Origin of the sequence: Streptomyces sp. NPDC096323 (genome assembly GCF_040302845.1) — a bacterium.
In the GTDB taxonomy this organism is placed as follows: Bacteria; Actinomycetota; Actinomycetes; order Streptomycetales; family Streptomycetaceae; genus Streptomyces.
This window is the reverse complement of record NZ_JBEOSI010000010.1, coordinates 363,999-390,114: the sequence shown is the minus strand read 5'-3', so window position 1 is coordinate 390,114 and position 26,116 is coordinate 363,999. Positions and strand designations below refer to the sequence as shown.

Below are 26,116 nucleotides of genomic sequence, written 5' to 3'. Positions count from 1 at the left end.
ATTGTGCCGCGCGCGACTGCCGCGGGGCACGCGGTTATCCGCGCACGAACGCCGCCCCGGCGTCCCGCAGCCGCTCGTGCAGCAGCCCGAACACCTCCGCCGACCTGCCGCCCGGCCACGTCGGGGGCAGCAGCTCCTTCGGCAGCCCCGGGTCCGCGTACGGCACCTGCCGCCAGGAGTCCAGCGCCAGCAGGTAGTCCCGGTACGCCGTCTCCGGGGCCGGCGGCTCGTCCGGGCGGGCCTCCCAGGACCGCAGCACCGGTTCGTGCCGCTCCAGGAAGCCGTCGTGCAGCCGGGCCAGGGCGTCCAGGTCCCACCAGCGCGCCACCGAATCGCCGGTGGCCGCGAAACCCAGATGATCGCCGCGGAACAGCTCGACGTACGGGGCGAGCCCGAGGCGTTCGAGGGTGTGCCGGGTCTCCTCGTGCAGCGCGGCCGGCGCGATCCACACCCCGGGGGCGGCCGTACCGAAGCCGAGCCCGGAGAGCCGTGAGCGCAGCAGATGCCGCTTGTGGCGTTCGGCCTCCGGTACGGAGAACACGGCGAGCACCCAGCCGTCCTCGATGCGCGGGTCCGGATGCCGGTAGATCCGCCGGTCCCCGTCGTCCAGCAGCTGACGGGCGTCGCCCGAGAGCGCGTACCCGGCCGCCCCGCCCGGTGTCCGGGCCGCGACGAGGAGTCCGCGCCGCTTCAGCCGGGAGACCGAGGACCGCACGGCGGGGGCCTCGACGCCGACGGCGCCGAGCAGCCGGACGAGTTCCGCCACCGGCATCGGGGCGTCGTCCGGGGTGCGGCCGTACGCACCGTAGAGGGTGACGATCAGCGAGCGGGGGGTGTGCGGTTCGATCATCTGATCATTCTCGGTGCGTGTCGCCGGATTCCGCACCGCCTTCGTCCTCGCGGAGCCGGAACCGCTGCAGCTTGCCGGTCGCGGTACGGGGGAGTGCGGGCAGGAAGGTGATGAGGCGGGGGCATTTGTGCGGGGCCAGTTCGGAGCGCATGAAGGTGCGCAGCGCGTCGGCCGTCAGGGCGGAGCCCTCCCGGCGCACCACGTACGCCGCCACGATCCGGCCGCGCAGCTCGTCCGCACGGCCCACCACCGCCGCCTCCGCCACCTCGGGGTGGCGCAGCAGGGCGTCCTCGACCTCGGGTCCCGCGATGTTGTAGCCGGAGGAGATGATCATGTCGTCTGCGCGGGCGACGTAGCGGAAGTAGCCGTCGGCGTCGCGCACATAAGTGTCGCCGGTGAGGTTCCAGCCGTGCTGTACGTAGTCCCGCTGCCGCTCGTCCGCGAGGTAGCGGCAGCCGACCGGCCCGCGCACCGCGAGGAGTCCCGGCTCGCCGTCCGGCACGGGCTCACCGTCGAGGTCCACCACCCGGGCCTGCCAGCCGGGAACGGGGACGCCGGTGGTGCCGGGGCGTATCGCCTCGTCGGCGGCGGAGACGAAGATGTGGAGCAGCTCGGTGGCGCCGATGCCGTTGATGATCCGCAGACCGGTGCGCTCGTACCAGGAGTGCCAGGTCGCCACGGGAAGGTTCTCCCCCGCCGATACGCAGCGGCGCAGCGCGGAGAGGTCGTGCCCGTCGAGCTGGTCGAGCATCACCCGGTAGGCGGTCGGGGCGGTGAACAGCACCGAGACCCGGTGCGCGGCCAGGGCGGGCAGCAGTTGCTTCGGGCCCGCCTGTTCCAGCAGCAGCGCCGACGCACCGGCCCGCAGCGGGAAGACGACCAGACCGCCGAGCCCGAAGGTGAAGCCGAGCGGCGGACTGCCGGCGAAGACGTCGTCGGGCACCGGCCGCAGGACGTGCCGCGAGAAGGTGTCCGCGATGGCGAGCACATCGCGGTGCAGGTGCATGCAGCCCTTCGGCCGGCCGGTGGTCCCCGAGGTGAACGCGATCAGCGCCACGTCGTCCGCCGCGGTGTCCACGGCCCGGTACGGGCCCGGCCGGCCCTCGGCCAGCCGCAGCAGGTCGTCGGGTGCGTCCCCGCCGTACGCCGTGATCCGCAGCCCCGGCACCTCCGCCTTCACCAGGTCGTCGACGGACCGCACATCGCACAGCGCATGGCTGATCCGGGCGATCGAGCAGATCGTGGCGAGTTCGGCCGCCCGCTGCTGGGCCAGAACGGTGACGGCGATCGCCCCGGCCTTCAGCACCGCCAGCCAGCAGGCGGCGAGACGGGGCGTGGTGGGGCCGCGCAGCAGCACCCGGTTGCCGGGCACGACCCCCAGGTCCGAGGTGAGGACATGGGCGATCCGGTCGACGAGGTCCCGCAGCTCCCCGTAGCTCATCATCCCGCCGTCGGGCGTACGGAACGCGGGCCGTTCGGGGCCGAAGCGCTCGGTTGTGCGGTCCAGGAGCTCGGCGGCGCAGTTGAGCCGGTCCGGATAGTGCAGCTCCGGCAGGTCGAAGACCAGTTCCGGCCACTGGCCGGCGGGTGGCAGATGTTCCCTGGCGAAGCTGTCGATGTGCGCTGAGGTACTCGGGTCCATCAAGGATCGCCCCCTTGTCGCCCTTGGAGCGTATCGTTTGGGTGACGGCAGTCAACAGTCCGCGATAAAATCAGCGTCCTGAGGGACGGCACCGGGACTTCGACCAGAGAGGCGCCGGTATGACGGCATTCTCGCTCGATCCGGCACAGACCGCCTGGTGCGAGGAGCTGCGCACCCTGGCCGGCGAGCGGCTCCGCCCGCTCGCGGAGAAGGGCGAGCCCGGGCACGTCAACCGCCCCCTGATCGCCGCGCTCGGAGAGCTCGGCCTGCTCGAGCGACTGCTCGGCTCCGGCGCGTTCGACCTGTGCCTGCTGCGCGAATCGCTCGCCCGCGCCTGCACGGAGGCCGAGACCGCCCTGGCGCTCCAGGGCCTGGGGACGTACCCCGTCGTGCAGGCGGGCACCCCCGCCCTCCGGGGGCGCTGGCTCCCCGAGGTCCGCGCGGGCCGTGCCGTCGCCGCCTTCGCGCTCAGCGAGCCGGGGGCCGGCTCCGACGCCGCAGCCCTGGCACTCGAGGCCCGGCCCGTGCCCGACGGCTGGCGGCTGACCGGCGAGAAGTGCTGGATCTCCAACGCCCCGGAGGCGGACTTCTACACCGTCTTCGCCCGGACGACCGAGGGCGCCGGAGCGCGCGGCGTCACCGCGTTCCTGGTGCCGGCCGACCGGCCCGGGCTGACCGGCACCCCGCTGGACATGCTCTCCCCGCACCCGATCGGCGCCCTCCGCTTCGACGGCGTCCCGGTCACCCCCGACGACGTGCTCGGCGAACCGGACCGCGGCTTCCGGGTCGCCATGAACACCCTCAACCTCTTCCGGCCCAGCGTCGGCGCCTTCGCCCTCGGCATGGCCCGCGCCGCGCTCGACGCCACCGTGGAGCACACCGCCACCCGCACCGCGTTCGGCGGACCCCTGGGCGACCTGCAGGCCGTCTCCCACCAGGTCGCGGAGATGGCCACCCGCACGGAGGCCGCCCGGCTGCTGGTGTACGCGGCGGCCGCGGCGTACGACGCGGGGGAGCCCGGCGTCCCACGCCGGGCCGCGATGGCGAAGCTGTACGCCACCGAGACCGCGCAGTTCGTCGTTGATACCGCCGTCCAGCTGCACGGCGCCCGCGCCCTGCGCCGCGGCCATCTGCTCGAACACCTCTACCGCGAGGTCCGCGCGCCCCGCATCTACGAGGGGGCCAGCGAGGTCCAGCGCACCATCATCGCCAAGGATCTGTACGCGAACCGGGAGCCGTCCGCATGAGTCCCCTCCACCGGGTCAACCCCGCCGAACTCTCCCCGCCCACGGGCTTCTCGCACGCGGTCACCGCCGTCGGGAGCCATCTGGTCTTCCTCGCCGGGCAGACCGCGCTGGACCACCGGGGCGACATCACCGGGAGCACCCTGCCCGAGCAGTTCGCCACCGCCCTCGGTAACCTCCTCACCGCCCTGCGCGCGGCGGGCGGCTCCCCGGCCGATCTGGCCCGGGTCACGGTCTATGCCACCGATGTCGCCGACTACCGGGCCAACGCGCCCGAACTGGGCCGGATCTGGCGCCGGCTGGCGGGCCGCGACTACCCGGCGATGGCCGTCATCGGCGCGGCGCGGCTCTGGGACGAACAGGCGCTCGTCGAGATCGACGGCGTGGCGGTCCTGCCCTGACACCGCGAACGCCGGTCCCGCCACGACACGGCGAACGCCCCGTGCGGCCCGTGGCGGTCCTGCCCTGACACCGCGAACGCCGGTCCCGCCACGACACGGCGAACGCCCCGTGCGGCCCGTGGCGGTCCTGCCCTGACACGGCGAACGCCCCGTGCGGCCCGTGGCGGTCCCGCCACGACCCGGGTAACCCAGGGCTAACCCCCCGTGCGGCCCGTGAACCCGGGCCGCACGGGGCGTGGGTCGCTCGGAGCGGTCAGCGCCTCAGTACGGCTGCACCAGCACGTGCGCGGCGCCCGGGATACCGACCTTCAGCAGCTCGTCCTCCTCGGGCGTCGTCTCCCCGCCCGTCTCCTGCTTCAGCACGGCACGCGACATGGCCTGCACCCACATGGCGCGGGGGCGGCGGCGCGCCTCCCAGGCGTCGAGCGCGGCCGGGACGGCCGCCTCGGCGTCCAGCGACTCGGCCAGCACCAGCGCGTCCTCCACGGCCATCGCCGCACCCTGCGCGATGTGCGGGGTGCTCGCGTGCGCGGCGTCACCGGCCAGGACCACCCGGCCGACGTGCCACGGCTCCTCGACGGTCACCTGGGAGATCCGCGAGTACACCACCGCATCCGGTCCGGTGACCGCGGCCAGCGCCTCGGCGACCGGGCCGGAGAACATCGGCAGCCGCTCCTTGAGCTGCTCGTGTGCCTTCTGAGGGTCGGGCCGGAAGTCCTCGGGCTCGGCGAACACCGCGCCCAGGTACATCAGCTCGTCCGTGATCGGCGTGAGCAGCGCCTTGGCGGCCTGCCCGGCGGTGCCCATCACGACGCCGCGCACGTGCTCCTGACGGGGCACGGTGACCCGCCAGTTGGCGAAGCCGGTGTACTCGGGGACGTAGCGGTCGCCGTACAGCCGGGTGCGCAGCGGCGAGCCGATGCCGTCGAAGCCGACGACCAGGTCCCAGCGCGCGGCTGAACCGTCGGACAGGGTGACGTCCACGCCCTCGCCGTCGTCGGCGAGTTCCGTGATGGTCGCGCCGAAGCGGATCGTCGCCCCGGCCGCCGTGGCCGCGGCGCCGAGGATCTGGGAGAGCGCGGCGCGCGGGATGCCGTTGTTGGACGGGGCGTCGCCCATGCGGGGCTGCGGGATCTCGGCCAGGACGTTGCCGGCCGGGTCCGCGATGGTCAGGACCTCCCACTCGAAGCCCGCCTTGATGCAGTCGTCGAGGACGCCGATCTCCCGCATCACGTGCAGGGCGTTGGACGGCTGGATGATGCCGACGCCCAGGGCCTCCAGCTCGTCGCGGAGTTCGGCGACCTCGACGGTGTGGCCGCGCCGGGCCAGGGCGGTGGCGAGCGTCAGCCCGCCGATGCCGCCGCCGTGGATCAGGACGCGCAGAGGTGCTGCCATATCGGTTCTCTCCTGTGCGGAAGTGGTGCGAAGTAGCGGGGGAGGGGCGATCAGCCGGCCGCTACGGGCAGGCTCATCAGGTGGTCCACCAGGGCCAGCAGCACGTCACGGCCGAACGGCCGCTCGCGTACGTCGCCGACCAGCAGGGGGACATGCGGGTCGAGGTCGAGAGCGGCTCTGATCTCGTCCGGGGTGCGGCTGTTGTGGCCGTGGAAACAGTTGATCGCCACGACGAACGGGATGTCCCGGCTCTCGAAGAAGTCGATCGACGCGAAGCTGGTCTCCAGCCGCCGGGTGTCGGCGATCACGACGCCGCCGAGCGCCCCGTTGACCAGGTCGTTCCACATGAACCAGAAGCGCTCCTGGCCCGGGGTGCCGAACAGGTAGACGACGAGCTCCTGGCTGACCGTGATCCGGCCGAAGTCCAGGGCCACGGTCGTCGTGTCCTTCTGACCGACACCGGCCAGGTCGTCGACGCCGATGCTGGCCTTGGTCAGGAACTCCTCGGTGCGCAGGGGTGCGACCTCGCTGACCGCGCCCACGAGGGTGGTCTTGCCGACGCCGAAACCGCCGGCGACGAGTATCTTCACGGCGGCGGGGGCCGCCTGACTGATGGTCATCTTGGCTCAGAGTCTCCCGAGTCCGTCGCGGAGGGCGGCCAGCATTCCCATGTCGGCGCCACCGGCCGCCCGGGCCACCGAAAGGGGCGCGCGGGCGAGCAGCAGGCCCTGGGAGACCAGGTCCGCCAGCAGGATCTTGGTCACCGAGACCGGGAGGTTGAGGTCCGCGGAGACCTCGGCGACAGCGGCGGGGCGCCGGCAGCGGTCCAGGATCATCCGGTGCTCCGGCTGGAGCCTGCCCGGACGGTCCGCCGCGCCGTGCCCGTCCCGCGGGTCGTGCGCGGTCGTCAGCACGGTGATGAGGGTGAAGTCGTCCCGCTCGGGAGCGGTCCGGCCACGGGTGATGGTGTACGGGCGCACCATCGTGCCCGCCCCGTCCTCCCCGTCCTCGTACTCGTACGGTTCCTCGTCCTCCCAGGGCGGGGTCACGCGTGCGGCCCGTCCCCGCCGCCGAAGGCGTTGAAGTCCCCCCGCACCGGGGTGCTGAGCTTCTGGCCGACCTGCTGGACGAGGTTGTGCATGGCGAGCGACATGATCTCGGCGTCGACCTCCTGGGAGGCGACGACGGCCAGGTGCGTGCCCTGGGCGGCGGAGATGATGAAGAGCCAGAGATCCGCCAGCTCGACGATCACCTGGTGCACGCCGCCGCCGTTGAAGAGCTGGCCGACACCGCGGGCCAGGCTCTGCTGACCTGTGCAGATGGCGGCCAGCCGCTCGGCGTCGGACCGTTCGACCGTGCGCGAGTGGCTCACCACCAGACCGTCGTCGGACAGCAGCACGGCGTTCAGGGTCTCGGCCACCGAGTCCACCAGACCGTCGAGCAGCCAGTCGAGGTCCTGGTGAGTGGCGGTTGTCCGTGTCATGACCGTTCTTCTCTCGTGGGGAGGATTGCGGGAGGAGTCGGCGGCTCGTCGGTCGCGCGGGCGGCGCGGGACCGGCGCTGGAAGGCTCCGATGGCGGCGCCGGCGCGGCGCGGGGCCGGCCGGGCCGGCGGGTTCGCCGACCTGTGCGGCGGCTGGACCGCGGCAGGCCCGGAGGCCGGGTCGATCCGCAGTTCGTCCGCGAGGCTCGCCTGTCGTACCCGGCGGGGCAACGGTGGTTCCGCGGCGGGTGCTGCCGGTAGCGCGGGCCGTCCCGGCCCGCTCTCCCGGCCGGTCGTGCCCGCCACCGGGGGTGCCGGATGGTCGGGTTCGGCCACCGGCAGCCGGCCCGGGTGTCCGGTGGCGGGCTCCGGCTGCCGGGGCCCGGGCACCGGCAGACCGGTCCGGCCGGGGACGCCCGCCGCGTACGGCCCCGGGTACGGCTGGTGCGGAGTGATGTACGGCTCCTCGGGCGTCTGGTAGGGCTGGTGCGGTACCGGGTACTGGCCCTCGGCCTTCATGTACGGCTGCTCGGCGTCGGCGTACGTGTCCTGACGGGAGCCGCCGTACGCGGTGTCGCCGGGGCCGCCGTACGCGTTCTGTTCCGTGCCGCCGTACGGGGACGGTGCCGCCGTGGGCGCGGCCGAGCCGTACGTACTGCCCGGCGCGCTGTCGGCGTACGGGGTGTAGGGAGTCACCGGATCGCCGAACGGGTGCTCGACGGGGTCCGGCTGCGGCTGCTCCTCCCGGTCGGGGAAGGGCTCGTCCGCCACCGTGTAGGGCGCACCGGGGGCCTCAGCCTCGAACGGGGCGCCCGAGGCGTACAGCGCCGTGACCCCGGCGAGTGCCTGGCCGCGGCCGCGGCTGGGCAGTGCGTCCGCGTCGGGCGTCGGCGCGGGTTCCGGGACCGGTGCGGCGCCCGCCTCCTCGGGGGAGGGCACGGCCACCGGACCGGAGTGCGGACCGGGGACGGTGAGCGCGTCGGGGACGAGCACGACGACGCGGGTGCCGCCGAAGGCCGACTGGCGGAACTCCACCCGCAGGCCGTGCTGACCGGCGAGGCGCGCGATCACGTACAGACCGAGCCGGATGTCGTCGGAGTGCGCCAGCACGTCCATCCGGGGCGGCCTGCTCATCAGCTCGTTGGCCTCGGCGAGCTGGTCCTCGTCCATGCCGAGCCCGCGGTCCTCGACCTCGATGGCCAGGCCCCGGCTGACCCGGGCCGCCCTGACCTCGACGGGGCTGGGCGGCTTGGAGAAGGTGAGGGCGTTCTCGATCAGCTCCGCGAGCACATGGGAGACCGGGCCGACGGCCCGCTCCGCGAGCCACGGCGCGCCGTCCAGGTCCAGCACCACGCGCCGGTAGTCCTGCACCTCGCCCTGGGCGGAGCGCATGACGTCCAGCAGCGGTACGGGCTTGCGCCAGCGCCGGTGCGGGGAGCCGCCCGCGAGGATCACCAGGTTCTCCTCGTAGCGCCGCAGGCGCGCGGTGAGGTGGTCGAGGTCGAAGAGACCCTCCAGCACCTCGGGGTCCTCGTGCTTGCGCTCCAGCTCGTCCAGCTTCTTCAGCTGCTGGCCGATCAACTGCTGGGTGCGGCGCGCGATGCGCTGCAGCAGCCGCTCGAAGCCGCGGTGCTGGTCGGCCTGTTTGACGGCCGCCTGCAGGGCACTGGTGCGGGCCAGGTCGAGGGCGTTGCCCAGCTGCGTCAGCTCGTCGGCCTTCCCGCCCTCCTCGCGGCCCTGACCGATGGCACGGGCCTCGGCCTCGACATCGATGCGTTCGCCCTTGCCGAGCCGCTCGACGACGTCGGGCAGCGCCTTCTCGAGCTCCTCGGCACGCTCCTGGAGCCGGCCGATCCGGCGGCGCAGATTGCGGGTGAGGCGCCAGGTGATCCAGATGACCGCGATGACGGCGAGCAGACCGACCACCGTAGTGAGGACGACCCTGATCAGCAGCGAGATGACGCTGTCCTTGCCGTTCGCGACGACGAGGTCGGTGCGGTGCTCCATCAGCTTCATCAGCTGCGGTGTGAGCTCGTCCATCGCGCCACGCCAGGTCTTCTCCTCGGCGCCGAGGCTGACGAAGCCGGCCTTGTCCGCTTCGGCGGGGCGCAGGACCTGGTTCTCCACCTGGGTCTTGGTCTTCCACGCCGAACTGGCGGAGATCTCCTCCCACATGGCCTTCTCGTCCGCCGGAAGGAAGGGGACGACCTTGGCGGCGTACTGGAAGGACTGGCCGGAAACGGCCTGGCGGACCTGCTGGAGGTCCTCCCTGCTCAGCTTGCCCCGGGACCAGCCGCGGGCCAGCAGGGCGTCCGTGCGCGAGATCATCTCCTTGGCCCAGAACAGGTCGACCAGGGGCTGCGAGAGTGTGGTGATCTCGCCGTTGTCCACATGGCTGAGCGCGGTGAAGAGCTTCAGGTCGACGGCGATCAGGTCCGTGTAGTAGCGGTACACGGCCTTCTGCTGATCGTTGTCGCCCTCGTCGACCAGGGAGCGCTGGGCCGGGAGTTGGGTGATCGCCGTACGTGCCTGGACGACCGCGTCCCGGACCTCGCCCGGGGCGTCGTCGGTGGCGATGTCGGAGAGGGACTGGAACGTGGTGATCGCTGCGTCGGTGAGCTTGCGCTGCTTGCGCAGCGCCTCGGTGGCACCTCCGTGGCGGGCCAGAGCTTCGGCGCTCAGCCGCCGCTCCTCCTGCAGGTTGTAGTACACGATGTTGGACGGCTGGCCGGCTTTCTGGGCCAACTGCCCCTGGGCCGCTTGCCTCTGGAAGTCGAGCAGAGTCTGACCACTGGTGACGGCCCAGAGGGCGGCCAGTGCTACGCCGGGGACGATGGCCAGTACGAGCAGGGCCGTCCGCAGCGACATTGTGGTCGAGCCGCTCCGCCTTGACGCGCGCGTGCGCAGGGCATGCTCCTTGACGATGGAGCCAGCCTCGCGACTGGCCAAATCCGTTGGAAACTTCGACAGATAGATATTAGTCACACTGCAAAAATGAAAAGGAAGCGGGCTCACATGTGCATCACCGATCACGCACAGAACCATCATCAACGCGCGGAGCTGTCCGGAAAGTGACGTTACGGTGCCGGCCGCAGGGAGCGGACGCGGCGGCTCGGGGCGATACGGGTGGTGCCACGGCCTCCTGCGGACAAGGCGGATGACGGCGCATCACGGTCCCTACGGCGCGCCCTACGGGTGAAGCGGGGGCGGCGATATATCTGTACTTAGTGCCCCTTGCCCGTTCTGTCGCCACTCCCTCCGCACCGACCGTATGACCGCACTCGTCATCTGCCACTTCGTCCTGGCCACGTGCGCACGCCCGCTGGTGCGGCGCCTGGGCGCGCGCGCCTTCGTGGTTCTCGCGCTGCCCCCGGCCGCCACCACCTGCTGGGCGTTCGCCCAGTGGGGCACGGCCGCCTCCGGCGCCTCGGTCACCTGGTCGTGGACCTGGATCCCCGCGTACGACGTCTCCGTCGCCCTGCGCCTGGACGCCCTCGCCGAACTCATGGTGCTGCTCGCCGCGGGCGTCGGCACGCTCGTCCTGCTCTACTGCGCCTCCTACTTCAGCGACGACACTCCGCAACTGGCGGGATTCGCGGGGAACCTGCTTGCCTTCGCCGGAGCCATGCTCGCCCTCGTCCTCAGCGACGACCTGATCACGCTCTACGTGTTCTGGGAGCTGACCACCGTCTTCTCCTACCTGCTGATCGGATACGACAGCGAGCAGCGCCACAGCCGCCGCTCCGCACTCCAGGCGCTCACCGTCACCACCCTCGGCGGACTCGCCATGCTGATCGGCTTCCTGATCATCGGTCAGGCGTCCGGCACCTACCGCGTCTCCGCGATCGTCGCCGACCCGCCGCACGCGAGCCTCGCCGTCTGCGTGGCCGTGGTGCTCATCCTGTGCGGGGCCCTGACGAAATCGGCGATCTGGCCGTTCAGCCTCTGGCTCCCGAACGCCATGGCGGCACCCACCCCCGTCAGCGCCTATCTGCACGCCGCGGCCATGGTCAAGGCCGGCGTCTACCTGATCGCCCGGCTCGCGCCGGGCTTCGCCGACGTACCCGTATGGCGCCCCGTCGTGATGATCCTGGGTGGCGCGACGATGCTGCTCGGCGGCTGGCGGGCCCTGCGGCTCAACGACCTGAAACTCGTCCTCGCCTACGGCACCGTCAGCCAGCTCGGCTTCCTCACGCTGCTCGCCGGAGTCGGCAACCGTGACGCGGCGCTGGCCGCCGCCGTCATGATCCTGGCCCACGCCCTGTTCAAGGCGCCGCTGTTCCTCGTCACCGGCATCGTCGACCACGCGGCCGGCACCCGTGACCTGCGCAGGCTCTCCGGCGTCGGGCGGTCGCTGCCGCACGTCTGCGCCGTCGCCGTGACCGCCGCCGCCTCCATGGCCGCACTGCCCCCGCTGCTCGGCTTCGCCGCGAAGGAGGCCGCCTTCGACGCACTGCTGCACGGCGACACCGCCGACCGCTGGGCGCTGGCCATCGCGGTGGCGGGGTCGACGCTGACCGTCGCGTACACCGTCCGGTTCGTCTGGGGCGCCTTCTGGCGCAAGCCCGGTACCGCCGACACCCTGGTCCACCGGGTCGGCTGGGTCTTCCTCGCCCCGCCCGCGCTGCTGGCCGCCTGCGGGCTGGCCCTGGGCCCCGGCGTCGGCTGGACCGACCGGCTGCTGAGCGCGTACGCGGACGCCTTCCCCGCCCCCGCCCACCCCTTCCACCTCGCTCTCTGGCACGGATGGGGCACCGCCCTGCTCCTGTCGGCCGTCGCCACGGCCGGCGGTGCGGTGCTCTTCGCCGCGCGCGGCCGGGTCACCCGGATCTCCCGGGGGATCGCCTGGCCCACCGCGGACAGCGTCTTCAACCAGTCGCTGCTGGGACTGGAACGGCTTTCCCTCCAGATCACCGGGTTCGTCCAGCGAGGCTCCCTGTCGGTCTACCTCGCCACCACCCTGCTCGTGGTGCTCGCCGGCCAGCTCACCGTGCTCGGCGTCGACCGGCCCTGGCGCGGGGCCGCGGCCCCGCGGCTCTGGGACGTACCGCTGCAGGGAGCCCTCGCCGTGCTGACCTCCGCGGCGGCGCTGTTCTGTCTGACCGTCAGCCGGCGCATGAAGGCCGTGGTGCTGGCCGGGCTCACCGGATACGGCACCGCGCTGCTCTTCGTCATCCAGGGCGCACCCGACCTGGCGCTCACGCAGTTCTGCGTGGAGACCGTCTCGATGATCGTGTTCGTGCTGGTGCTGCGGCGGATGCCGGTGCACTTCCAGGAGTCGGTGAGCACCTGGCGGCGGACCGTCCGCATCCCGGTGGCGCTGGCCGCGGCGGCCACCGTGAGCGTCGTGGTGTGGGTCGCGGCGGCCGCGCGCACCGCGAAGCCGGCGGGCGCCGCCATGGTCGAGGAGACCGCGCACCACGGCCTCAAGGACGTGGTGGCCACCATCCTGGTCGACCTCCGGGCCTGGGACACGATGGGGGAGTCCGCCGTCCTCGCCGCAGCCGCGATCGGCGTGACGAGCCTCATCTACCTCCACCGCCGCGCCGAGGGAACGGCGGCGCCGCTGGAGAAACGGGGACGCACCGCCTGGTCGATGACCACGCCCCCGCTGACGGGAGTGCCGCCGGGCGACGAAGGGGGGCCCGAGCGCGGCTGGCTGGCGGCCGGTGCCACCCTGGCGCCCGAACACCGCTCCCTCGTCTTCGAGGTGGTGGCCCGGCTGCTCTTCCACCCCATCCTGGTGCTCTCGCTGTATCTGCTGTTCTGCGCCGAGAACATGCCCGGCGGCGGATTCGTCGCCGGACTGGTCGCCGGGGTCGCCCTGATCACCCGCTACCTGGCGGGCGGCCGCTTCGAACTCGCCGAGGCCGCGCCCCTGCAACCCGGACTGTTCACCGGACTCGGCCTGTTCATGTCCACCGGAGTGGCGCTGCTCGGCCTCACCGACGGAACGGTCCTGCACGCCTGGACCCATCACGGACACCTGCCGCTGATCGGCGACTACCACCTCGGCACCCCGGTGATCTTCGACTGCGGGGTCTATCTCCTGGTCCTCGGCGTCGTGCTCGACATCGTCCGGGCCCTCGGCGCCAAGGTCGACCGGCAGATCGAGCGGGCGGCCGCCGTCCAGGCGGCGGCCGGGCACACGGCCGGACCCGCGCCCGGCACGGGAGGCGCCACCCCGTGACCGTCAGCGCCTCGCTCCTCGCCACCGCCGCGGTCCTGTGCGCGGTCGGCGGCATCCTCATGCTCACCCGGCCCCTGACCCGGATCCTGCTCGGCGCGGTGATCGCCGGCAACGGCATCAACCTGCTCGTCCTGTCCGCCACCGGAACGGCCGGCCGAGAGCCCCTGCTGTACGGCGTCGAACTGGGCCGGGTCACCGACCCGCTGCCCCAGGCCATCGCCCTCACCGCGATCGTCATCACGCTGGCCACCACCGCGTTCCTCCTCGCCATGGCCTACCGCAGCCACCAGCTGACCGGCACCGACGAGGTGCACGACGACGACGAGGACCGGCGCATCGTGCTGCGCGCCGAGGTGCTGGGGGAGCGCGACGAACTGCGCGAACAGTTCCGCGCCGAGTCCGGCCGCACGCCCGAGGAACGCCGCCGCTACCGCGAGGACCTCCGCCGGCTCCGCGCCAGACTGCGCGCCGACCGCGCCCTCCAGGCCCGCGGCAGGGACGCGAGCGGCGACCTGTGGCACGACGTCCTGGGCGCGGACCCGGACGACTACGCGGACGCACGACGCCAGAACTCCACCGACGCCGGCGAAGCCCCCAACACCCCCGAAGCCACCGACGACGCGAACCGAGGAGACACCGGGTGAACGCACTCGTCCCCCTGCCGGTGCTGCTGCCGCTCTGCGCCACCGGCCTGAGCCTCGCCTTCGGCACCCGGCTCAAACGGTTCCAGCGCTTCATCAGCGTCGCCGTGCTCACCGCCGTACTGGGGCTCTCGATCGCCCTGATGATCGCCGCCGACCGGAACGGCCCGCTCAGCGTGCACCTCGGCGACTTCGCACCGCCGCTCGGCATCACCCTGGTCGCCGACCGGCTCTCCGGCCTGATGCTCACCGTCTCCTCGGCCGTGACCCTCTGCGTCCTCGTCTACTCCCTGGGCCAGGGCATGGCCGACCGGGACGAGGAGACACCGGTCGCCGTCTTCCACCCCGCCTATCTGATCCTGGTCGCCGGGGTCTCCTGCACCTTCCTCGCCGGCGACCTCGTCAACCTGTACGTCGGCTTCGAGATCATGCTGGTCGCCAGCTTCGTCCTGCTCACCCTCGGCGGCACCGGCCCCCGGATCCGGGCGGGTTCCACGTACGTGATCATCTCCCTGTTCTCGTCCATGCTCTTCCTCACCGCCATCGCCATGACGTACGCGGCCACCGGCACCGCCAACTTCGCCCAGCTCGCCGGCCGCCTCGCCGGGCTCCCGCTGGGCGTCCAGACCCTGATCCAGGCGACGCTGCTCACCGTCTTCGCCATCAAGGCCGCCGTCTTCCCCCTCGCGGCCTGGCTACCCGACTCCTACCCGACCGCGCCGGCGCCCGTCACCGCCGTGTTCGCCGGGCTGCTCACCAAGGTCGGCGTCTACTGCATGCTGCGCACCGAGACCCTGCTCTTCCCCGGCAACCGGCTCGGCGACCTGCTGTTGGCCGTGGCCCTCGCCTCGATGACCGTCGGCATCCTGGGCGCCGTCGCCCAGACCGACCTCAAGAGGCTGCTCTCCTTCACCCTCATCAGCCACATCGGCTACATGGTCTTCGGGATCGGCCTCGCCACCCGGCAGGCGTACAGCGGCGCCATCGTCTACGTCGTCCACCACATCACCGTCCAGACCACGCTGTTCCTGGTGGCCGGACTGATCGAACGGCGGGGCGGCACCACCGAACTCACCCGGCTCGGCGGCATCGCCCGCGCCGCTCCGCTGCTGGCCGTCCTCTTCTTCGTGCCCGCGATGAACCTGGCCGGCATTCCGCCGCTCTCCGGCTTCATCGGCAAGCTCGGACTCATGCGGGCCGGTGTCGCCGACGGCAGCGTCTGGGCCTGGGTGCTCGTCACCGGATCGGCGGTGACGAGCCTGCTCACGCTGTACGTGATGGCCAAGGTCTGGAACCTGGCGTTCTGGCGGGCAGCACCCCCCGGCCAGGCCGCGCACGGCACGGTCCTGGAGTCCGACGAGGACAGCGACGACGACGACAGCGACGCGGGCCCCGACCGGATGCACGGCACCGGCGACGAAGGAGTACGCCCCCGCCACGAGCCGGCCGGGCGCGCGGTCGCGGCCACCTTGCACGGCCATGCCGTCACGACGACGACCACGCTTCCGTACCCGATGATCTGGGCCACCGCGGCGACGGTCACGCTCGGCCTCTCCTTCACCGTGTTCGCCGGACCGCTGACCTCGTACACCGACCGCGCGGCCGCCGAACTCCTCGCGCGCGCCCCCTACACCGAGGCGGTGCTCGGCCGGTGAAACGCCTGATCAGGTTCTCCTGCCGGAACAAGGACCTGCCCCCGTTCAGCTGCGAGTTCGCCGGCCGCCGGCCGCGCGTGCTCGACCTCCCGCTGCTCGCCTGGCTCACCCTCATCTGGGTACTGCTCTGGTCCAGCCTGAACTGGGCCAACGTACTGACCGGCGCCGTGCTCGCGGCGGCCGTCTGTCTGGCGTTTCCCCTGCCGAAGGTCGATCTGGGGCTCCGGCTGCACCCCTGGGGCATCCTGCGGCTGGCCACCCATCTGCTCTACGACATGTACACCTCCGGCGTGAGGGTCACCCGGCAGATCTTCGGAGACCGCCCGCACCGCGCCGCCGTCATCGCCGTACCGCTGCGCTGCCGTTCCGACCTGATGCTCGCCGCGACCGCCGTCGCGGTGTCGAACGTGCCGGGCGGATCGATCGTCGAGGTGCGCCGCGCCACCGCCACCGTCTTCCTGCACGTCCTCGACGCCGACCGGCCCGCCGCGCTGGACGCGGCCCGGCAGTCCGTCTGGCGCATGGAGGAGCTGACCGTCCGGGCCTTCGGCACCCGCGACGAGATCGACCGTGTCACCGGACCGCCGCCGTCCGCACCGCACAACGGTGAGCGGCCGGGCCACCAGGAGGAGGGCACATGAGCGTGCCGGAGACCGTCGACCGGGTCCTGCTGACCACGGCCGTCGTGCTGATCGTGGTCGCCGGGGCATGCCTGCTGATCCGTATCCGGCGCGGCCCCTCCATGCTGGACCGGGCGATCGCCCTGGACGTCTGCGCGGCGCTCATCATCGCGGGGCTCGGCGCCAAGTCGGCCTTCGCACGGGACCCGTTCTACTTCCCGATCATGCTGGTGCTCGCCTTCCTCGGCTTCACCGGTTCGGTCGGCATCGCGCGCTTCATCGCGGTGCGCGACCGGCCGACGGGCCGCCCGCCAAACGACAAGGAGGTGCGATGAGCGTCTGGTTCCAGATCCTCGACACGCTGGGCGCCGCCGTGCTGCTGATCGGCGCGGCCATCTGCCTGCTCGGCGTGATCGGCATGCTGCGGCTCCCGGACGTGCTGTCCCGCAGCCACGCCGCGACCAAGCCGCAGTCCCTCGGCATGCTCCTCGTGCTGGCCGGAGTCGCGCTGCGGCTGCGCAGCGGCATGGACCTCGCGACGCTGGCCCTGATCGGCTTCTTCCAGATGATGACAGGCCCGGTGGCCGCGCACCTGGTCGCCCGCTCCGCGTACCGCACGGGCCAGATCGACCACAGCGAACTGCTCTTCGACGAACTGGACGAGCAGCTCACCGAGGAGAGGTGAGACACGTGCGCGTGCCGCGGCCCGTCCGGGCCGCGGCACGCGCACGTGTCTCACCTCTTCCGCCGCTCGCTACTTCGGGTCGTTGTTGAACTTCGAGGTGGACCAGAGGTAGCCGAGGACGGTGAGGGCCACGCACCAGGCGACGGCGAGCCAACCGTTGTGGCCGATCTCGGTGCCGAGGAGGAGTCCGCGCAGGGTTTCGATGGCGGGGGTGAAGGGCTGGTACTCGGCGATCGGCTGGAACCAGCCGGGCATGGTGTCGACCGGGATGAAGGCGCTGGACAGCAGGGGCAGCAGGATCATGGGCAGTGCGTTGTTGCTGGCCGCCTCGGCGTTCGGGCTGATGAGGCCCATGCCGACGGCGATCCAGGTGAACGCGGTGGCGAAGAGGACGAGCAGTCCGAAGGCGGCGAGCCATTCGAGGACGGTGGCGTCGGTGGACCGGAAGCCGATGGCGACGCCGACCGCCCCGACGAGGATGACACTGGCGATGCACTGCAGGACACTGCCGACGACGTGTCCGACGAGGACGGAGCCGCGGTGGATGGCCATGGTGCGGAAGCGGGCGATGATGCCCTCGGTCATGTCGTTGGAGACGGAGACCGCGGTGCCGATGGTGGTGCTGCCGATCGTCATCAGTACGAGTCCGGGGACGATGTAGGCGATGTAGTCGGAGCGGTCCGCGCTGCCGCCGCCGATGCCGGCGCTCATGACGTCGCCGAAGATGTAGACGAACAGCAGGAGCAGCATGATCGGGGTGAGGAGCAGGTTCAGGGTGAGGGAGGGGTAGCGCCGGGCGTGGAGGAGGTTGCGGCGCAGCATCGTCGACGAGTCGCGGACGGTGTGGGCGAAGGTGCTCATCGGGCTGTCTCCTTGGACGGGGCGGTCTGGCTCGGCACGCTGGAGCCGGTGAGGGCGAAGAACACGTCGTCGAGGTCGGGGGTGTGGACGGTGAGTTCGTCGGCTTCGATGCCGGTGGCGTCGAGCCAGTCGAGGATGGCGCGCAGTTCGCGCTGGCTGCCGTCGCTGGGGATCTGCAGCGACAGGGCCTCGTCGTCCCGGGTTCCCTCGCGCAGGGCGATGGCGGCGGAGCGGTAGGCGTCGGGGTCGGTGAAGCGGAGGCGGACGTGTCCGCCGGGGATGAGGCGCTTCAGTTCCTCCGCGGTGCCTTCGGCGGCGATTTTGCCGTCGTTGAGTACGGCGATGCGGTCGGCGAGTTCGTCGGCTTCTTCGAGGTATTGGGTGGTGAGGAGGACGGTGACGCCGTCGGTGACGAGTGCGCGGATGATGCCCCACATGGTGTGGCGTGAGCGGGGGTCGAGGCCGGTGGTGGGTTCGTCGAGGAAGATGATTCTGGGGTTCCCGACGAGGGTCATGGCGATGTCGAGGCGGCGTTTCATGCCGCCGGAGTAGGTGGAGGCGGGCTTCGATGCGCTGTCGGTGAGGTCGAAGCGTTCGAGGAGTTCGGCAGCGACGCGCCTGCCTTCTTGCTTGGGCAGGTGGTGGAGGTCGGCCATGAGGAGCATGTTCTCCTCGCCGGTGATGAGGTTGTCGACGGCGGAGAACTGTCCGGTGACGCCGATGGCTGCGCGTACGGCTTGGGGGTCGGTGGCCAGGTTGTGGCCGCCGACGTGCAGGTCGCCGGCGTCGGCGGTGACGAGGGTGGAGAGGATCTTCACGGCGGTGGTCTTGCCGGCACCGTTCGGACCGAGCAGCGCGAAGACGGTACCTGCGGGGATGCGCAGGTCGATGGCGTCGAGGACGACCTTGTCGCCGTAGGACTTGCGCAAGCCGACTGCGGAGACGGCGTCCGGCAACGAGCGACCGGCGGCCTTTCTGGGTGTGGGCATGACAGACGAAGGCATGGAGCCCTCCCGTTCGAAGACTGAAAGCGGCTGGTGTCTGGTGGCTGGGCGAGCTGCGGGCTGCTGCTGCGGAGGTCAGGCCTTGGCGCGGCGGATGTCGATGTTGCCGAACCGGGTGCGGGCCTGGACCTTGACGGTGTCCTCGGCCTTGTCGGGTGCTTCGGAGGCGGTGAGGGTGTTGCGTACCTGGCCGGAGCCGGAGTTGACGTCGAGCCAGGCGGCCGTGCCCTCGCGGACGCCGACCTCGATGGCTCCGTAGCTCGTCTCCAACTGCACGGTGCCACGGGCGACTTCGCCGACGCGCAGGGTGCCGTGCGCGGTCTTGGCGGTGACCGATTCCTCGGCGCGGGTGATGTCGATGTCGCCGTTGGATCCGCTCACCCGCAGCTCGCCGGTGACGGAGCCGACGGTCGTGGTGCCGTGCGAGTTCTTCAGGACGGCGGGGCCGTCGACCAGGCCGACGCGCAGGCTGCCGGAGCTGGTGGTGATCTCGGCCTTGCCCTCGACCCGGTCCACGGTGATCGAGCCGTGCGACGCGGTCAGATTCAGCGGGCCGGTGGAGTCCAGGCGGACGTCGCCGGACGAGGTCTTCACCCGGACCTCGCCGAGCCGGCCCTCACCGAGCACCTGCGCCCAGGAGCCGGTCATGTCGATGCGTGAGTCCGTCGGCAGCTCGACCGTCACGTCGACGGTGCCGGTCCGGCCGATCAGGTAGCGCTGCTTGGGCGTCCGGATGGTCAGTACGCCGCCGGCGCACGTGACCTCGGTCTGCTCGGCCGCCCGGATGTCCTGGTCCTTCTTCGGGTCACGGGGCCGCACGTCGACGACGGTGTCCTGGCGGTCGCCCGCGGTGAACTGGATGGATCCGGCCTCCACATGGGCCGTGACCGAGATCGCTTCGAGGGTGTTGAAAGAAGGCATGGCTGTCCCGTCCTCGTGGGTCGTGGTGGCGTCCCCGCTGGTGGGGTGCGGTGTGGGATGAAGTCGTGCGGACCGGGGTGCGGCTAGCGCACCCAGCCCGTGTAGCCCTGTCCGAGCGTCTGGCTCTTCTCCGTCGTGCGCCGCCCGGCGCCGTCGACCGCGGCCGATACGGCCCGCACCAGCCACGCGTTGACCGACAGGCCCTCGCGGGTGGCGGCCTCCTCGGTGCGGGCCTTCAGGTGGGCCGGCAGCCGCAGATTGACGCGGGCGGTGCCCCCCTCGTCGCCCTCCGCCGGGGCCGGGCTCCCGAGCGGTTCGGCGGGCGCGGAGGCCGGCTCCGCAGCGCTACCGCCGGAGGGCGGCAGCGTCACGACGAAGTCGGGGTCGAGCCCGCGCAACCGTACGTCGACCGAACCGGGGGCGAGCTCGCGGGTGATCTCGTCCATCGCGGCGGAGAGCACGTTGAGCAGAGTCAGCCGGGTCGCCGACTCCAGCGGAGCGGTGAGCCTTTCCGCCAGCTCGCGGGCGTCGTCGCCGCCGGCCTCGGCAGCCACCGCGAGTTCGCGGCGGAGGGTGTCGACATACGGGGTGAGGTCCATGACGCCATCATGGCATCACAGTGGCACCATGTGCAAGCACCCTGGCGCAACCTCTGAGCAGTCTCCGCATGACATGCCCCTGACCTGGGGAAACGTGACGGCGTCATCCGGGTGAGGGTGGCATCGGTAGGTCTGGCATCCCTGCGATGACGCCATTTGGCGCCACGTGACGCCATGTGACGCCATGTGGTGCCACGTCCAGGTGTCAGCGCCTGGCCGGTCTTGACGAGGCGTTCACGGAGGTTCACCCGCGCTTCGCGTGCGGCCGGGTTCACGTTCCCCAGCGATGACTCCGCGCTCCGGGAACTCACATCCGTGCACGCGCTGGGAGACGGCAAGTGAACACCCTGGTCATCGCCAGTGGCGCCGACGGCATCGGCAAAGCACTCGCCGAGCTCTGCGTCGGCCGGGGCGACACGGTCGTCGTCATCGGCCGGAACCCCATGAAGGGCCGCCGCTTCCTCGACGCGGCACGCGCGGCGGGCGCCGCCGGGCGGGCCTTCTTCGTCACGGCCGACCTCAGCCCTGCTCGCGGAGACCTCCCGCGCCGCCGAGGGGATCGGGGCCGCGTTCCCGGCGGTCGACGCGCCGGTGCTCCGCGCCCGCCACTACCGCTCCCGCCGCACGCAGACCGCGCGAGCTCACCGACTTTCTCCTGGCGGGCGGTCGACGCCTTCCGCAAGGGCGGGCAGCGCCTGCCACGGAACGCGCCGTCGCGGACCGTGACTGTGCGCGAGAGCTGTCATCCGGGCACGTCATCCGAGGGGCAGTCCGATTTCGGTGCGTGCTGCGGCGCCGGAGACGAAAGCGAACCGGCGCGGACAGTCAGAAGGTCACCGCGTCGCGGATCAGCGGGCAGGTCATGCAGTGTCCGCCCCCTCGGCCCCGGCCCAGCTCCGCTCCGACGATCGTGATGACCTCCACTCCGGCTTGCCGCAGCAGGGCGTTGGTCTGGGTGTTGCGGTCGTAGGTGAAGACGACGCCCGGCTCCAGTGCCACCGCGTTGTTGCCGCTGTCCCACTGCTGGCGCTCGGAGGCGTACACGTCTCCGCCCGTCTCGATCACCCGGAGCCGTGGCAGGCCCAGGGCGCGGGCCACGACCTCGGTGAAGGGGGTGCTGCCCTCGTCGGTGACCTCGATTCCGGGCACCCGGTCGGATGGCCGCAAGGAGAAGGTGTGGACGCCGTCCATGATGCGTGGGTACAGCGTCACGATGTCCCGGTCGGCGAAAGTGAACACCGTGTCGAGGTGCATCGCCGAGCGCAGCTTCGGCATTCCTGCGACGATCACGTGCTCCGCCGCGCCTTGTGCGAACAGGGCGGCCGCGACCTGTGTGATCGCCTGCCGGGAGGTCCGCTCGCTCATGCCCATGAGGACGACGCCGTTGCCGACGGGCATGATGTCCCCGCCCTCGAAGGTGGCCCGGCCCCAGTCCTGCTCCGGATCACCCCACCAGATCCTGCTGCCCCGGAAGTCGGGGTGGAAGGCGTAGATCGCCTTCATCAGCAGGGTCTCGTCGTGCCGGGCGGGCCAGTAGAGCGGGTTGAGCGTCACTCCGCCGTAGAGCCAGCAGGTGGTGTCGCGGGTGTACAGGGTGTTGGGCAGCGGCGGCATCAGGTACTCCCGCCCGCCCGAACCTTCGCGGGCCAGGCCGAGGTACGCCGAGTGGAACTCCTGCGGCAGGTCGGCGGTGGCCAGGCCGCCGATCAGGTACTCGGCGAGCCGACGCGGGGCGAGGGTCTCGAGGAAGGCGCGGGTGTCGTCGACCAGGCCGAGGCCCACCTCGTTCGCGTCGATCTTCCGGTCGAGCAGCCAGGACCGCGCCTCCGGGATCGTCATGGTGGCCGCGAGCAGCTCGTGCAGCTCGATGACCTCCACCCCTCGGCCGGTGAGCTGGGCGACGAAGTCGGCGTGGTCCCGCTGGGCGTTCTCCACCCACATCACGTCGTCGAACAGCAGATCGTCGGAGTTGCTCGGGGTCAGCCGCCGGTGCGCCATCCCGGGGGCGCACACCAGGACTTTGCGCAACCGACCCACTTCGGAGTGGACGCCGAGGGCGGAACCAGGGGCAGTGCTCGTCACGGTGGGCCTTTCACTCGATGACACCATGGGGTCGGAAGGCGCTGTCACAGCTCGATCCAGCCGACGGCCAGCGCCGCCAGACCGACGGCGGCACCGGCGACGGTCACGGCGCAGATGGCTGCTTCGCCCGGGGAGAAGACCCGTCGTCCCTGCTCCCGGCGGGACTTGACGAAGAGGACGGTCGCCGGTGCGTAGAGGATGAAGGAGACGAGGACGAACTTCAGTCCGGCCGCGTACAGCAGGAACACGGTGTAGGCCGTCGCCACCAGCGCGACGACCAGTTCGCCCCGCGTGGAGCGCCCCACCACGTCCGGGAGGCCCGGCCGTCTCGCGATCTTGGCCGCGAAGGCGGCGGCCAGCAGGAACGGGATCAGGCTCAGCGCGCTGGTCAGGTCCAGGGCGAAGTTGAAGGCGTCCTCGGAGAACAGCGTCACCACCAGCACCACCTGGCTGAGACAGGTCGTCATGAGGAGCGCGTTGTCAGGGACGTCGGCTGCCGTCGACCGTGCCAGGAAGCGGGGCATGTCCTTGTCCTTGGCGGCGACGAAGAGGACTTCGGCGGCCATCAGCGTCCAGGCGAGGTAGGCGCCGAGCACGGAGACGATGAGGCCCACGCTGATGAAGACCTCTCCCCAGGTGCCGACCGCCGACTCCAGCACTCCGGCCATCGAGGGCTGCCGCAGGTCGGCGATCTCGGCCATCGGCAGCAGGCCGTAGGAGACGATCGTGACGGAGGCGAAGACGGCGAACACGCTGAGGAATCCGAGGACCGTGGCCCGCCCCACGTCCTCGCGGCGCTTGGCGTGCCGCGAGTACACGCTGGCTCCCTCGACGCCGAGGAAGACGAAGACGGTGGCGAGCATGGTGCCCCGGACCTGGTTGAACAGGGAGCCCGCGTAGTCGGCGCCGAAGAAGTTGTCCGCGAAGACGGATGGCTCGAAGTAGAACAGCGACAGGATCACGAAGAAGACGATGGGCACGATCTTCGCCGCCGTCACGATCCGGTTGATCGCCGCGGCTTCCTTCACGCCCCGGCGGATCAGCAGGAAGAACCCCCACAGGCCGGCCGATGAGATCACCACGGCGGTCACGGTGTCGCCGTCCCCGAGCACCGGAGCGACCGCACCGACCGTCGACATGATGAGGACCCAGTAGGTGACGTTGCCGACGCAGGCGCTGGCCCAGTAGCCGAAGGCGGCGAAGAAGCCGAGGTACTCGCCGAAGCCCGCCTTCGCGTACGCGTACACGCCCGCGTCCAGGTCCGGCCGGCGCACGGCGAGGGTCTGGAAGACGAAGGCGAGCATCAGCATGCCGGCTCCGGCGACCGCCCAGGCGATCAGCGCCCCCGCGACCCCGGTCTCCTGCGCGAAGCGCCGCGGAAGCGAGAACACCCCGGCGCCGACCATCGAACCGACGACCATGGCGGTCAACGTCAACAGGGTCAGCTTGACTGCTGGTCGCGCCGCGGCCTCGGTATCGCTCATGGTTTCCCTCGTCCGTTCGACTGGCGCGGGCGGGCGGCCGTCCCGCACTCCGTTCGAAGAGGGGACCTGGCAAGCTTATGCGGGAGTATGTCCGGGAAACGGGGATCTCGTTAGGTGAGTCTGCCGTTGAGGAGGGGCAGGCAATGCCGGCGAAGGCCCCGGACATGCTCGGCGTTGTACTACCGAACTCGCAGCCGAAGGTGGGGGACAGGGGGTGGGAGGCATGCGCGTCGGCCCGCGTTTTGCAGACCGGGTTCAGGCCGCCTCGGTCACTGCGGGCGCCGCCGCCGTGAGCGGGCGGGTTCCGGCCGCCCGGCGGGTCGCCGGGCCCATGGCGCAGGAAGCGGCCAGGAAGAGAGCCCCGAGGAGGAGCCGGCCCATGGTTCCCCCGCCTATCAGTCGGTGGCTCCGGTGACGAAGACGCGCATGGGAGGACTCCGATTCAACTACGGCGAAGGGGATGGTGCGTCTTCGGCCCGGGCCGGGCCATGGGGGCGGTGGGGTCCCGGACGGCTTGTGCCGGCCGCGCGCGGGCCGGGCGAATGCAGATCGTCGACGGCCTCCGGCGGTTGCGTGCGGGCGATGTCGACCTTCTGGTCGTGAGCCTGCCGCACCACGAGCCCGACATGGTCACCGGGCCGGTCCTGTTCTCCGAACCCCGGGTGCTGGGGGTCTCGTCCGGCCACCCGCTCGCCCGTCGTGACAGCGTTTCGCTGGAGGACCTGGAGCCGGAGCACCCCCCTTGGGGCGTCTGCCGAGCAGGACGAACAGCAGGACGAGCCAGGCCGTGAACAGGGTGGGGCAGGCAGGGCCCGGCACACCTGATGGTGAGTCAGCGAACAGGGCGCATAAAAATACCGAACAGCGAAGCCATATGCTGAGCCGGGCGAGGGAGGTTCGCAGCTCGTGCGCCACCCCGCCCTCCGCAACCGAGCACCCTCCGTACGGGGTTCTCGAACGAACAAGGAGGTTGACCGGTGATCACTCTGACCGCAGTCGGAGGAGTGGCCCTGGTCGAACTGGGCATGGCGTTGACCCCCGGACCGAACATGATTCACCTCGCCTCCCGGGCGATCACCCAAGGCCGCCGGGCGGGCCTGGTCAGCCTCAGTGGGACCGCCGTGGGATTTGTGTGCTATCTGCTGGCCGCAGCTGCGGGCCTGTCCGCGATGTTCGCCGCCGTGCCGGTGACCTTCACGGTGGTCAAGCTCGCCGGGGCCGCCTACCTGGCGTACCTCGCCTGGGACATGCTCAAGCCCGGCGGCCGTTCGCCCTTCGCCCCTGCGCAGGGCCTGCCCCCGGTCTCAGACCGCCGCCTGTTCTCCATGGGGCTGCTGACCAACCTGCTGAACCCCAAGATCGCCCTGATGTACGCCGCACTGCTGCCCCAGTTCCTGGACCCGCAGGCAGGGCCGGCCTGGGGGCAGCTGCTGCAGCTCGGGGCGGTGCAGATCGTCGTGGGAATCTCCGTGAACGCCCTGATCATGCTGAGCGCGGCACGCATGTCGAACTACCTGGCCACCCGGCCCCGCGTCCTGACCGCCCAACGCTTGACGGCAGGCGGTCTGCTCGGTGCCTTCGCCCTGCACACGGCGCTGTCCCGCGACGTCGTCTCCACCTGAGTCGGTCCCACGTCGCCGCTGGCGCCCGAGGCGTAGTCGACGGAGGTCAGGTTGCCGCCGAAGTCAGGGGCGTAGGCGAAAGTTCTTCTTCTCTTGTGCGTGTCACCGGAGGTGGACCGGACCGGCCTGACGCAGTCGGGACCCGCCCCCTCATGCAAGCAGGCCCCGACCCATCATCCGGTACGGGCCGACCCTTGAGCCCTTTAGCCGACGGAGACTACGGCTTCAGGTCCCGGAAAGTTCGGAGGGATCCCATGCGGTACGGCCGCCCCTGAGCACAGCCAGGCGAGATAGCTCGAGAGGCTGCCATCGTAGTGGAACCAGTCGTCATTCCTCCCGGCCACAACGACTGTCCATTCATTGGGCTGCCCTTGTGTGCGCCAGTGGAATTCGTCCCCGTCTATCGAACCGCCCCACACCAGCAACCCTCCCGATTCCGGGAAGGCAGGGTAACCCCCGAACATTTCCTTCTGTGCCATACCCTCGGCAAGGGCGATATTCTCTCTGGCCTCCTCGACGAATCCCGCTTCGTCACCTGGGGCCGGCGACGTCACTGTGAGCCAGTGCCCGATCTCCAGGCGAGGGTACGACTCCGCCAAAGTGATGTACTCGTCTGGCAGTCGAGTCCCCAACCCGTCGAAGACCACCTGCCAATCGATGCGCCTTGGTACCTCGAGACGCTGCGCGACCAGTCCCGGCAGCGCAGCCTCTAGGAGTTCGATACTCAACAGCCACCTC

Annotated in this window: 26 protein-coding genes; 10 read left to right on the top strand and 16 right to left on the bottom strand. The window is 71.2% G+C overall.

What is annotated here, in order from left to right; genetic code table 11:
• Nucleotides 1–34 precede the first annotated feature (34 nt).
• Complete coding sequence (locus ABTX18_RS27955; RefSeq protein WP_352125522.1) at nt 35–850, bottom strand: PaaX family transcriptional regulator; 816 nt, start codon at nt 848–850, stop codon at nt 35–37.
• Between the two features lie 4 nt (nt 851–854).
• Complete coding sequence (locus tag ABTX18_RS27950) at nt 855–2,492, bottom strand: AMP-binding protein (RefSeq protein ID WP_352125521.1); 1,638 nt, start codon at nt 2,490–2,492, stop codon at nt 855–857.
• 119 nt (nt 2,493–2,611) lie between these two features.
• On the opposite strand from ABTX18_RS27950, the gene ABTX18_RS27945 reads away from it, so the two are divergent.
• The gene (locus tag ABTX18_RS27945) at nt 2,612–3,739 is read left to right on the top strand and encodes an acyl-CoA dehydrogenase family protein (protein WP_352125520.1); all 1,128 of its coding nucleotides are present in this window, start codon (nt 2,612–2,614) and stop codon (nt 3,737–3,739) included.
• Nucleotides 3,736–4,137 carry a RidA family protein gene (locus ABTX18_RS27940; RefSeq protein WP_352125519.1) on the top strand — a complete coding sequence of 134 codons (402 nt, stop codon included), beginning with the start codon at nt 3,736–3,738 and terminating at the stop codon, nt 4,135–4,137. The genes ABTX18_RS27945 and ABTX18_RS27940 overlap by 4 nt, the downstream gene beginning before the upstream one ends.
• 261 nt (nt 4,138–4,398) lie before the next feature.
• Here ABTX18_RS27940 and ABTX18_RS27935 read toward each other — a convergent pair whose 3' ends face one another.
• Genes ABTX18_RS27935 through ABTX18_RS27915 form a run of 5 tightly spaced genes read right to left on the bottom strand, consistent with a single transcriptional unit; the run spans nt 4,399 to nt 9,882 of the window.
• Nucleotides 4,399–5,532, bottom strand: coding sequence for an FAD-dependent monooxygenase (locus tag ABTX18_RS27935; RefSeq protein WP_352125518.1), 1,134 nt, complete (start codon nt 5,530–5,532; stop codon nt 4,399–4,401).
• Between the two features lie 50 nt (nt 5,533–5,582).
• Nucleotides 5,583–6,152 (bottom strand): GTP-binding protein, encoded by a 570-nt coding sequence (locus ABTX18_RS27930; RefSeq protein WP_352125517.1) that lies wholly within the window; start codon nt 6,150–6,152, stop codon nt 5,583–5,585.
• Between the two features lie 6 nt (nt 6,153–6,158).
• Entirely contained in the window at nt 6,159–6,581 is a 423-nt protein-coding gene (locus tag ABTX18_RS27925; protein ID WP_503061216.1) for a DUF742 domain-containing protein, read from the bottom strand.
• Complete coding sequence (locus tag ABTX18_RS27920; RefSeq protein ID WP_352125516.1) at nt 6,578–7,015, bottom strand: roadblock/LC7 domain-containing protein; 438 nt, start codon at nt 7,013–7,015, stop codon at nt 6,578–6,580. Before ABTX18_RS27920 ends, ABTX18_RS27925 begins: the two co-directional genes overlap by 4 nt.
• Complete coding sequence (locus ABTX18_RS27915) at nt 7,012–9,882, bottom strand: nitrate- and nitrite sensing domain-containing protein (protein ID WP_352125515.1); 2,871 nt, start codon at nt 9,880–9,882, stop codon at nt 7,012–7,014. The genes ABTX18_RS27920 and ABTX18_RS27915 overlap by 4 nt, the downstream gene beginning before the upstream one ends.
• A gap of 403 nt (nt 9,883–10,285) precedes the next feature.
• On the opposite strand from ABTX18_RS27915, the gene ABTX18_RS27910 reads away from it, so the two are divergent.
• Genes ABTX18_RS27910 through mnhG form a run of 6 tightly spaced genes read left to right on the top strand, consistent with a single transcriptional unit; the run spans nt 10,286 to nt 16,805 of the window.
• Nucleotides 10,286–13,204: a Na+/H+ antiporter subunit A gene (locus ABTX18_RS27910; RefSeq protein ID WP_352125514.1), complete on the top strand. Its 2,919-nt coding sequence runs from the start codon at nt 10,286–10,288 to the stop codon at nt 13,202–13,204.
• Entirely contained in the window at nt 13,201–13,848 is a 648-nt protein-coding gene (locus ABTX18_RS27905; protein ID WP_352125513.1) for a Na(+)/H(+) antiporter subunit C, read from the top strand. Before ABTX18_RS27910 ends, ABTX18_RS27905 begins: the two co-directional genes overlap by 4 nt.
• A complete protein-coding gene (locus tag ABTX18_RS27900; protein ID WP_352125512.1) occupies nt 13,845–15,500 on the top strand; it encodes a Na+/H+ antiporter subunit D in 1,656 nt (551 codons plus the stop codon). The genes ABTX18_RS27905 and ABTX18_RS27900 overlap by 4 nt, the downstream gene beginning before the upstream one ends.
• Nucleotides 15,497–16,141, top strand: coding sequence for a Na+/H+ antiporter subunit E (locus ABTX18_RS27895; protein WP_352125511.1), 645 nt, complete (start codon nt 15,497–15,499; stop codon nt 16,139–16,141). Before ABTX18_RS27900 ends, ABTX18_RS27895 begins: the two co-directional genes overlap by 4 nt.
• Nucleotides 16,138–16,455 carry an MrpF/PhaF family protein gene (locus ABTX18_RS27890; protein ID WP_352125510.1) on the top strand — a complete coding sequence of 106 codons (318 nt, stop codon included), beginning with the start codon at nt 16,138–16,140 and terminating at the stop codon, nt 16,453–16,455. Before ABTX18_RS27895 ends, ABTX18_RS27890 begins: the two co-directional genes overlap by 4 nt.
• The gene (gene mnhG, locus ABTX18_RS27885; RefSeq protein ID WP_352125509.1) at nt 16,452–16,805 is read left to right on the top strand and encodes a monovalent cation/H(+) antiporter subunit G; all 354 of its coding nucleotides are present in this window, start codon (nt 16,452–16,454) and stop codon (nt 16,803–16,805) included. The genes ABTX18_RS27890 and mnhG overlap by 4 nt, the downstream gene beginning before the upstream one ends.
• 69 nt (nt 16,806–16,874) lie before the next feature.
• On the opposite strand, the gene ABTX18_RS27880 is transcribed toward mnhG, so the two are convergent.
• From ABTX18_RS27880 to ABTX18_RS27845, 8 genes are all read right to left on the bottom strand, one after another.
• Nucleotides 16,875–17,666: an ABC transporter permease gene (locus ABTX18_RS27880; RefSeq protein WP_352125508.1), complete on the bottom strand. Its 792-nt coding sequence runs from the start codon at nt 17,664–17,666 to the stop codon at nt 16,875–16,877.
• A complete protein-coding gene (locus ABTX18_RS27875) occupies nt 17,663–18,655 on the bottom strand; it encodes an ATP-binding cassette domain-containing protein (protein WP_352125507.1) in 993 nt (330 codons plus the stop codon). The genes ABTX18_RS27880 and ABTX18_RS27875 overlap by 4 nt, the downstream gene beginning before the upstream one ends.
• Before the next feature lie 90 nt (nt 18,656–18,745).
• The gene (locus ABTX18_RS27870; RefSeq protein WP_352125506.1) at nt 18,746–19,591 is read right to left on the bottom strand and encodes a DUF4097 family beta strand repeat-containing protein; all 846 of its coding nucleotides are present in this window, start codon (nt 19,589–19,591) and stop codon (nt 18,746–18,748) included.
• 83 nt (nt 19,592–19,674) lie between these two features.
• Entirely contained in the window at nt 19,675–20,190 is a 516-nt protein-coding gene (locus ABTX18_RS27865; RefSeq protein WP_352125505.1) for a hypothetical protein, read from the bottom strand.
• 519 nt (nt 20,191–20,709) lie between these two features.
• On the bottom strand, nt 20,710–20,835 hold the full coding sequence (locus ABTX18_RS27860; protein WP_352125504.1) for a hypothetical protein: 126 nt from the start codon (nt 20,833–20,835) through the stop codon (nt 20,710–20,712).
• Between the two features lie 180 nt (nt 20,836–21,015).
• Complete coding sequence (locus ABTX18_RS27855) at nt 21,016–22,272, bottom strand: arginine deiminase (RefSeq protein ID WP_352125503.1); 1,257 nt, start codon at nt 22,270–22,272, stop codon at nt 21,016–21,018.
• A 44-nt stretch (nt 22,273–22,316) separates the two neighbouring features.
• A complete protein-coding gene (locus tag ABTX18_RS27850; RefSeq protein ID WP_352125502.1) occupies nt 22,317–23,756 on the bottom strand; it encodes a basic amino acid/polyamine antiporter in 1,440 nt (479 codons plus the stop codon).
• 255 nt (nt 23,757–24,011) lie between these two features.
• Nucleotides 24,012–24,137, bottom strand: coding sequence for a hypothetical protein (locus ABTX18_RS27845; RefSeq protein WP_352125501.1), 126 nt, complete (start codon nt 24,135–24,137; stop codon nt 24,012–24,014).
• Nucleotides 24,138–24,298: 161 nt separating this feature from the next.
• Between ABTX18_RS27845 and ABTX18_RS27840 the strand changes: the two genes are divergently transcribed.
• Both ABTX18_RS27840 and ABTX18_RS27835 read left to right on the top strand, forming a co-directional pair.
• A complete protein-coding gene (locus ABTX18_RS27840; RefSeq protein WP_352125500.1) occupies nt 24,299–24,547 on the top strand; it encodes a LysR substrate-binding domain-containing protein in 249 nt (82 codons plus the stop codon).
• Between the two features lie 186 nt (nt 24,548–24,733).
• Nucleotides 24,734–25,378 carry a LysE family translocator gene (locus ABTX18_RS27835; RefSeq protein ID WP_352125499.1) on the top strand — a complete coding sequence of 215 codons (645 nt, stop codon included), beginning with the start codon at nt 24,734–24,736 and terminating at the stop codon, nt 25,376–25,378.
• 203 nt (nt 25,379–25,581) lie between these two features.
• Here the strand turns inward: ABTX18_RS27835 and ABTX18_RS27830 are convergent, their stop codons facing one another.
• Nucleotides 25,582–26,106, bottom strand: coding sequence for an SMI1/KNR4 family protein (locus ABTX18_RS27830; RefSeq protein ID WP_352125498.1), 525 nt, complete (start codon nt 26,104–26,106; stop codon nt 25,582–25,584).
• Between the last annotated feature and the right edge of the window lie 10 nt (nt 26,107–26,116).

Excerpts from the sequence above, each read along its gene's own strand:
- ABTX18_RS27955 (WP_352125522.1), bottom strand. The coding sequence starts at position 850 with ATGATCGAACCGCACACCCCCCGCTCGCTGATCGTCACCCTCTACGGT.
- ABTX18_RS27950 (WP_352125521.1), bottom strand. The coding sequence starts at position 2,492 with ATGGACCCGAGTACCTCAGCGCACATCGACAGCTTCGCCAGGGAACAT.
- ABTX18_RS27945 (WP_352125520.1), top strand. The coding sequence starts at position 2,612 with ATGACGGCATTCTCGCTCGATCCGGCACAGACCGCCTGGTGCGAGGAG.
- ABTX18_RS27940 (WP_352125519.1), top strand. The coding sequence starts at position 3,736 with ATGAGTCCCCTCCACCGGGTCAACCCCGCCGAACTCTCCCCGCCCACG.
- ABTX18_RS27935 (WP_352125518.1), bottom strand. The coding sequence starts at position 5,532 with ATGGCAGCACCTCTGCGCGTCCTGATCCACGGCGGCGGCATCGGCGGG.
- ABTX18_RS27930 (WP_352125517.1), bottom strand. The coding sequence starts at position 6,152 with ATGACCATCAGTCAGGCGGCCCCCGCCGCCGTGAAGATACTCGTCGCC.
- ABTX18_RS27920 (WP_352125516.1), bottom strand. The coding sequence starts at position 7,015 with ATGACACGGACAACCGCCACTCACCAGGACCTCGACTGGCTGCTCGAC.
- ABTX18_RS27915 (WP_352125515.1), bottom strand. The coding sequence starts at position 9,882 with ATGTCGCTGCGGACGGCCCTGCTCGTACTGGCCATCGTCCCCGGCGTA.
- ABTX18_RS27910 (WP_352125514.1), top strand. The coding sequence starts at position 10,286 with ATGACCGCACTCGTCATCTGCCACTTCGTCCTGGCCACGTGCGCACGC.
- ABTX18_RS27890 (WP_352125510.1), top strand. The coding sequence starts at position 16,138 with ATGAGCGTGCCGGAGACCGTCGACCGGGTCCTGCTGACCACGGCCGTC.
- mnhG (WP_352125509.1), top strand. The coding sequence starts at position 16,452 with ATGAGCGTCTGGTTCCAGATCCTCGACACGCTGGGCGCCGCCGTGCTG.
- ABTX18_RS27880 (WP_352125508.1), bottom strand. The coding sequence starts at position 17,666 with ATGAGCACCTTCGCCCACACCGTCCGCGACTCGTCGACGATGCTGCGC.
- ABTX18_RS27875 (WP_352125507.1), bottom strand. The coding sequence starts at position 18,655 with ATGCCCACACCCAGAAAGGCCGCCGGTCGCTCGTTGCCGGACGCCGTC.
- ABTX18_RS27870 (WP_352125506.1), bottom strand. The coding sequence starts at position 19,591 with ATGCCTTCTTTCAACACCCTCGAAGCGATCTCGGTCACGGCCCATGTG.
- ABTX18_RS27865 (WP_352125505.1), bottom strand. The coding sequence starts at position 20,190 with ATGGACCTCACCCCGTATGTCGACACCCTCCGCCGCGAACTCGCGGTG.
- ABTX18_RS27850 (WP_352125502.1), bottom strand. The coding sequence starts at position 23,756 with ATGAGCGATACCGAGGCCGCGGCGCGACCAGCAGTCAAGCTGACCCTG.
- ABTX18_RS27845 (WP_352125501.1), bottom strand. The coding sequence starts at position 24,137 with ATGGGCCGGCTCCTCCTCGGGGCTCTCTTCCTGGCCGCTTCCTGCGCC.
- ABTX18_RS27840 (WP_352125500.1), top strand. The coding sequence starts at position 24,299 with ATGCAGATCGTCGACGGCCTCCGGCGGTTGCGTGCGGGCGATGTCGAC.